Genomic DNA, 6,026 nt, shown 5'->3' with positions numbered 1-6,026 from the left:
GAGGTCGGAAAACGAAAGTAGGAGGAAAACTACTTCGTTTTCCTCCTACTCGATTGATATTGTTCGATTATTCGAAATAGAATGTAAGAGCTATCATCTTGCTATGTGCTGACTTAGCTGATAGTGTATATGGAAGTGTACTCTTGTCTTTTATATTTTTGATGTGATTTTTATCGTATGTATCTGTTATTCCATACATAAACTTCAGTTCTGGGCGAAGTTTGAAATAAGGCAGATAGAAATCACACCCCAATCCCAGTTCTAGGAACAGATCTGTTTTCTTCAGTTTGATATAATCTTCGTTCTTGCTGTTCAGATTCATCATCGGGTTGATTCCTGCCATGATGTATGGGCGGTGGTTGTTGAATCTCTGTGCTGCAAATATCAGGTCGAGGGCACTGGAAATGTAAGCCGTCTTCATCTCCTGTTTCTGTTGGATCGGATTACCGACTCCATCTTTTTCCAGCATGTTGTAGAAGGAGAGATGTCGGGTACCGAAATACATGGCTGGTGCTATGCGTAGCTGGAAGTGGGTGTTGAGGCGGAATTCTCCTAGTACACCTACTGTAAATCCAGTATCCCATCTGTCCTGGTCTACTGTTACACAGCTTTGCTGCTCAATGCCGTCAGCATCAAGATAAGTCACCGGTCCTGCATTCTGGAATTCTATATCCTGGAAGTGGGTGCCTACTAATACACCGAAGTGGAATGGGCGCAAATCGGTATAAGGACGGTTTTCTACCGTTCTTTCCTGTGCGCCAGCCTGGATTGTGATGGCAAGGCTTATGATGAATGTCAATAGTTTCTGTTTCATATATTTATAACGGAATATTCCTCTTCATATTGCTTTCCGTTTTATTTCGATTATGTATAAATTAATCTAATTCTTGAAAATTCTCATACCTAATTGTAGGTATTTCAGAAATTATTATTATCTTTGCACCATAATTATTAGGTAATATACCTGATGTTATGAAGTAAGACAAATTAAAAGCATATTATACAAAAACATTATAAACATTTAAACATTAATAATTATGGCATACGTAATTGGTGACGATTGTATCGCTTGCGGTACATGTATTGATGAGTGTCCATCAGGTGCAATCTCTGAGGGCGAGAAGTATTCTATCAACCCAGACGTCTGCACAGAGTGTGGTACTTGTGCTGATGTTTGCCCTAACGAGGCAATCAGTCTTCCTTAATCTATAAGGATAGATACTTTTAGTTACATAAAACATTGAGAGCGGTTCCCATGGGAATCGCTCTTTTCTTTTTCTATTGTTTAAAGATTTTGTTTTATCGTTATATCCTTTTATTTGCTTATTGTACAAATCATATAAACTAAAAGGGGATTGTATCAATATCTGATGCAATCCCCAATATGTTGTAGTTAATAATGTTATGCTTATTCGCCTGGCTTGAGACCTGCCTTCTCGTAAGCATCGTTAGCCAACTTGTTCTGTGGATCAAGCTTCAGAAGCTTATCCCAGTATGGCTTAGCTGTATTGAAGTCCTGCTTGTCGTAGGTATAGATGAAGCCCATATACTGGTAAGATGTCTTCAGGTAGCTGAGCTCATCTTCATCACACTGCTTTGCTTCCAGCTCATTGATTACTTCTGTATAAGCAGCAATAGCCTTGTCGTCCAACTCGTTCTGGAAAGCTGTATTACCCTCCTGAAGCTTAGCAAATGGCTTCAATGTAGGATACTTCTCTGCCAACTTAGCGTATACGCCGATAGCCTTGTCGATATTCTCAACCTTCTTGGCTGGATCTTTCTTAGCCTTGTTTATATAGATTTCAGCAAGCTTCATGAAGTCTGTAGGAGCAGCATTTGGATTCTTGTCCATGTACTGCTGGTTGTACTCCAAAGCCTTGTCTTCATCGCCCAACTCCTTGTAAGCCTCAGAGATATACTGCAATGGCTTAGGATCGTCAGCCTTCATCTCCAATGCCTTCTGGTACTGAGCAATAGCCTCATTATACTGCTTGTTGCCAGCCAAAGCCAAACCATAATAAGCAACGATACTAGCATTTTTCTTGATAGAATCTGTGTTCATTACGATGTTTGAATGCTTGAGAGCAGATTCAAAGTTCTTTACGTCAACAGCTGCGCGCATAGCCAAAACCTGCATAGCTGCATCCTTAGGGAACTTCTGGATACCACTTTCGCAAAGGCTCAAACTTTCTTCCTTCTTTCCAACGATATAAGCTGTGAAAGCATATTCGTACTGAGTATACTCTTCAAGTGTGTTTGGCTTAGCCTTTGAGAAATACTCATAAGCCTTCTCGTAGTTGCCGGCGCTGAAGAAGTTATGACCAGCTTCTGCCTCGATAGGGTAGTTAGGGTTGATTTCTCTCAGTTTGTTCAAAGCTTCAGCACTAGCCTGTGGGTCAATCTTACGGTAAACGTTAGAATAGCTGATGTATCCCTGAGGATTCTTAGGATCCATTGTCATACACTGACCATACCATGTAGCAGCCTCACCACCATTGTCCTGCATTGCATAGATGTCGCCTTTCAGAATGTAAGCGTCACCATAGTTCTTGAACTTAGCGATGACAGCATCAGCAACGGCATTAGCTTGATCATAGCTCTTGTTCATTGCAAGAAGGTTACCCAAAGCTACCAATGCCTTAGGATCCTTTTTGAACTCCTTCTGGTATTCCTTGATTTCCTTGGCAAAAGCCTTAGGGTCTGCATTACCAGCCTTCAATGTAGTCTCTATAGGTTTCAGCATGTCCTTATAGTTGACATCCTGTGCCATTGCAGGTGCTGCCAAACCCATGACGAGCAAACCTGCTACTAAATATTTAATTGCTTTCATAATTCTACTTTTTTATATGCGTCTCTTTCTCAGCGTTTTCTTTAGCGTTTTACATTAACGGTCTTTATAGTGATGTCACCTCTGTATGGAAGTAAACCGGTCTTGAACAGGATGAGCTGTCCTCTTGGACCTGAAATGTAGTTTGCGAAGCTCCAAGGCAATGCTTTGTGAGGGTCAACTACAATAGCATATAATGTTCTGACGAACGGATATCTTCCATCCAGCAAGTATGCCTGATATGGTTGCCAGCTGTTATATGGTGTTGCCACATCTTTGATAGATACTCGCATGACATGAATATTCTTCTTAAATGTAGTGTTGGTTGAATCACGGCGGTCGTTGAGCCAGTTAGATCCAATTACACCGATTGAGCCTGGGTTCTGATCCACATAGTCGATAACCTCTTTACTAGTTTTTGCGGCCATGATTTTTGCACCCATTTTAGCTCCGTGCAGCACAGAGTCTACTACATAATTGGTTGTTGCAGAGCGGGTATTATCGAAAATGACTTCGATGTCGCCTCTCTTTGAACCTTTTACAATATCACTCCATTTAGTTGCCTTACCTGTAAGGATACGTTTGATATCTTTTACCGTAATACAAGTATCATTGTTTTGCTTGTTTACAATAAAGGCCAATCCATCGTAACCGATAGGGAAAACAGAAGGAATTACATTGCTTTTAGACTTCAAGTAGGCTATTTCACTATCTTTCAAATTACGTGTAGTGAATAAAAGCGCTGTTTTGAAATCTTTAATCATCTGAAGTCCGGTGACTTCATCTGTATACTTCGGCTTGAGTTTAGCTTTCGGGAACTCATACTCAAACTGACTTCTTTCTTCGTCAATGATAGGACTCAAACTCTCGTCAGCCACAAATTCAATTGTGCCTGAAGTAGGAGTATCAGTTCTACCATCTTTGGCTTTCTTCTCGCCACATGACGAGAAGAAAGCCATTGATAGTACTGTTAATCCTATACCTAAAAAAATATAAGATGTTCTTTTCATTCTATTACTGCAATCTAAATACAACTGGTACAGTATATTTAACACGTACAGCAGAACCGTTTTGCTTACCTGGTTTCCACCTAGGCATGCTCTTAACGACACGCTGTGCTTCACGGTCAAGTGAAGGGTCAACTGAACGAGCTACCCTAACATCAGAGATAGAACCATCACGCTCTACCACGAATGAAACGATAACACGACCCTGTACACCATTCTCCTGTGCAACGACAGGATACTTGATGTTGCTTGCAAGGTAAGACATCAAAGCTCCATTTCCACCAGGGAATGAAGGCATCTCCTCTACAACATCGAAGACCTTAGTTGAAACTTCAGGTTTTGGTGCTGGTGGTGGAGGTGGAGCTACCGTTGCAATATCATTTCTCACAGCTTCCACTGTACGGTCCTTCACACCTTCCTTGTTTTCAGTACCGACTGCAACTTTGTCATCCAGTTTATCCATCTGCTTAACCTGGTTTTCCTCTTTTACGAGTTCATCCTTCTTAATGACAGGTGCGGTAAACTTCTGAGTTTCGCGAGCCACAGGTATCTCCTTCTTTGGTTCAATCTTTGGCTTCACTGGCTCTTTCTTCTTTTCTTCCTTCTTAGCCTGCTGCTGGAGTTTAGCCAACTCCATAGCTTCCATATATGCCTGCTGTTCTTCGGCCTGTTTCTGTTCGATGACTTTCCAAGCCAAGAATCCACCCACGAGAGCTGCAGCAATGACCAAGATCAGAAGAGCCTTGATGTTTCGGCCAGAAGTACCCTTACGGAGCTGGTATGCACCATACTCCTTGTTCTTTCCGGCGAAAACCATATCGACCCATTTAGGATCGTAAAGATCTATTTTTGCCATTTCTTTCTTGTTTAAAATTGTTTGTTACTCATCTTACATCTTAACGTTTCTAGACTTGAGAAGTTTCTCGTCGTCTGCGTTAATCTTATCGATGACGTAAGTACCAATGTTTGAAATCTGCATTTCGTCGAGAGCGTCAACCATATTCTTGTAAGAAGCGTTGTCGGTAGGTTTGATGACGATGGTAAGAGTAGGAATCTTTCCGTCCTTCAAGTTACCAGCCTTCAAATCGCTCAACTTCTTCTGATAGATGCTATCAGGATACTGCTTAGGATTCTTCTGACGGTCCATGTTCAACTCCTTGACAGCAAGTGCGATTCTTTCTACAGGGCGTGTGCCGTTTTCTGTAGCGTGTTCTCTCAAGACCTTACGGATGCCCTGACTGCCCCATGTAGTCTCCTTGATCCATGATGGGTCATCGTACTTAGGAATACCTGCACCATAATAAATCTTGTTGTCTGCTGTTACGTAGAGTGTCACAGTCTCAGAAGCCTTTGCTTCGTTCTTCTGATTTTCTTGAGTATTCTCATCATTACTTGGCATAGTCAGCTCCATAGTCTGAGGTTTGCTCAAAGATGTACACAGCATGAAGAACGTGATAAGCAGCATGAGCATATCCACCATAGGCGTAAAGTCTACGCGGACATTCATTTTCTTTTGTTTGCTTTCTTTCTTTGCCATTTATTCGTCCCCCTGTTTTTTTAACTGTGTAATCATATAGTAATGACTCTCGTCCATATCCTGGAGTTCGTTCATCACTCTCTTAACGGTCTTGTAAGGTGTAGAAGCATCTGCCTTGAGGGCAATCTTGATGTCTTCGTTTACGTTACGAGCTGCGTCAACCCACTGCTGGAACTCGCTCATACCGCCCTTAATACTGTCGAGAGGAATACCTTTAGTCTGGAGATACTGTGGACGCTTAGAAGCGTTCATTGTCAGATAAGTACTCAAGTCGTTCATTGGTACACCAAATGTACCTTCGCTCTTGAATGTCTCAATCTGCTTTGGATTCAATGACACGCCGAATGCTCCTGTCATTGTGCTCAGTGTAGCTCCCAACTGATCAGTATTATCAATACTCATAAATACTTGGCCCTCGCCGGTAGGATTACCAGCCTTGTCCTTTTCAGGACTTACCAAGATAGTCAAGACGCCGTTCTCTGGCACCTTAATCTCAGACACAGATCCTGGTGTGTTAACCTTTACAGGCTCATTCTTTACGAATGTAGAGGTGAGCATGAAGAAGGTAAGCAACAGGGTCATAACGTCTGACATAGGCGTCATATCGATCCAGACGTCACTCTTCTTAATTTTTACTTTACCCATAGCGATAAAA

General features: G+C 41.8%; 7 protein-coding genes. 1 reads left to right on the top strand and 6 read right to left on the bottom strand.

Features of this window, described 5'->3' with window-relative positions; all coding sequences use genetic code 11:
- Positions 1-67: 67 nt before the first annotated feature.
- Positions 68-814, bottom strand: coding sequence for a porin family protein (locus tag F7D47_RS03785; RefSeq protein WP_153084824.1), 747 nt, complete (start codon positions 812-814; stop codon positions 68-70).
- Between the two features lie 223 nt (positions 815-1,037).
- Here F7D47_RS03785 and F7D47_RS03780 point away from each other — a divergent pair, with 223 nt between their 5' ends.
- Entirely contained in the window at positions 1,038-1,205 is a 168-nt protein-coding gene (locus F7D47_RS03780) for a 4Fe-4S binding protein (RefSeq protein ID WP_022327039.1), read from the top strand.
- A 203-nt stretch (positions 1,206-1,408) separates the two neighbouring features.
- Here F7D47_RS03780 and F7D47_RS03775 read toward each other — a convergent pair whose 3' ends face one another.
- The 5 genes from F7D47_RS03775 to F7D47_RS03755 are packed head-to-tail and all read right to left on the bottom strand — an operon-like array spanning position 1,409 to position 6,016.
- On the bottom strand, positions 1,409-2,830 hold the full coding sequence (locus F7D47_RS03775; RefSeq protein WP_153082284.1) for a tetratricopeptide repeat protein: 1,422 nt from the start codon (positions 2,828-2,830) through the stop codon (positions 1,409-1,411).
- 41 nt (positions 2,831-2,871) lie between these two features.
- Complete coding sequence (locus tag F7D47_RS03770) at positions 2,872-3,837, bottom strand: PstS family phosphate ABC transporter substrate-binding protein (protein WP_040553745.1); 966 nt, start codon at positions 3,835-3,837, stop codon at positions 2,872-2,874.
- 4 nt (positions 3,838-3,841) lie between these two features.
- Positions 3,842-4,690 carry an energy transducer TonB gene (locus F7D47_RS03765; protein ID WP_153082285.1) on the bottom strand — a complete coding sequence of 283 codons (849 nt, stop codon included), beginning with the start codon at positions 4,688-4,690 and terminating at the stop codon, positions 3,842-3,844.
- 33 nt (positions 4,691-4,723) lie between these two features.
- Positions 4,724-5,371 carry an ExbD/TolR family protein gene (locus F7D47_RS03760; protein ID WP_153082286.1) on the bottom strand — a complete coding sequence of 216 codons (648 nt, stop codon included), beginning with the start codon at positions 5,369-5,371 and terminating at the stop codon, positions 4,724-4,726.
- Positions 5,372-6,016 (bottom strand): ExbD/TolR family protein, encoded by a 645-nt coding sequence (locus F7D47_RS03755; RefSeq protein ID WP_022120094.1) that lies wholly within the window; start codon positions 6,014-6,016, stop codon positions 5,372-5,374. It abuts the gene before it with no gap.
- Positions 6,017-6,026 lie beyond the last annotated feature (10 nt).

It is taken from the genome of Segatella copri (genome assembly GCF_009494835.1).
Taxonomy (GTDB): Bacteria; Bacteroidota; Bacteroidia; order Bacteroidales; family Bacteroidaceae; genus Prevotella; species Prevotella copri_F.
This window is presented reverse-complemented; position numbering and strand designations above follow the sequence as displayed.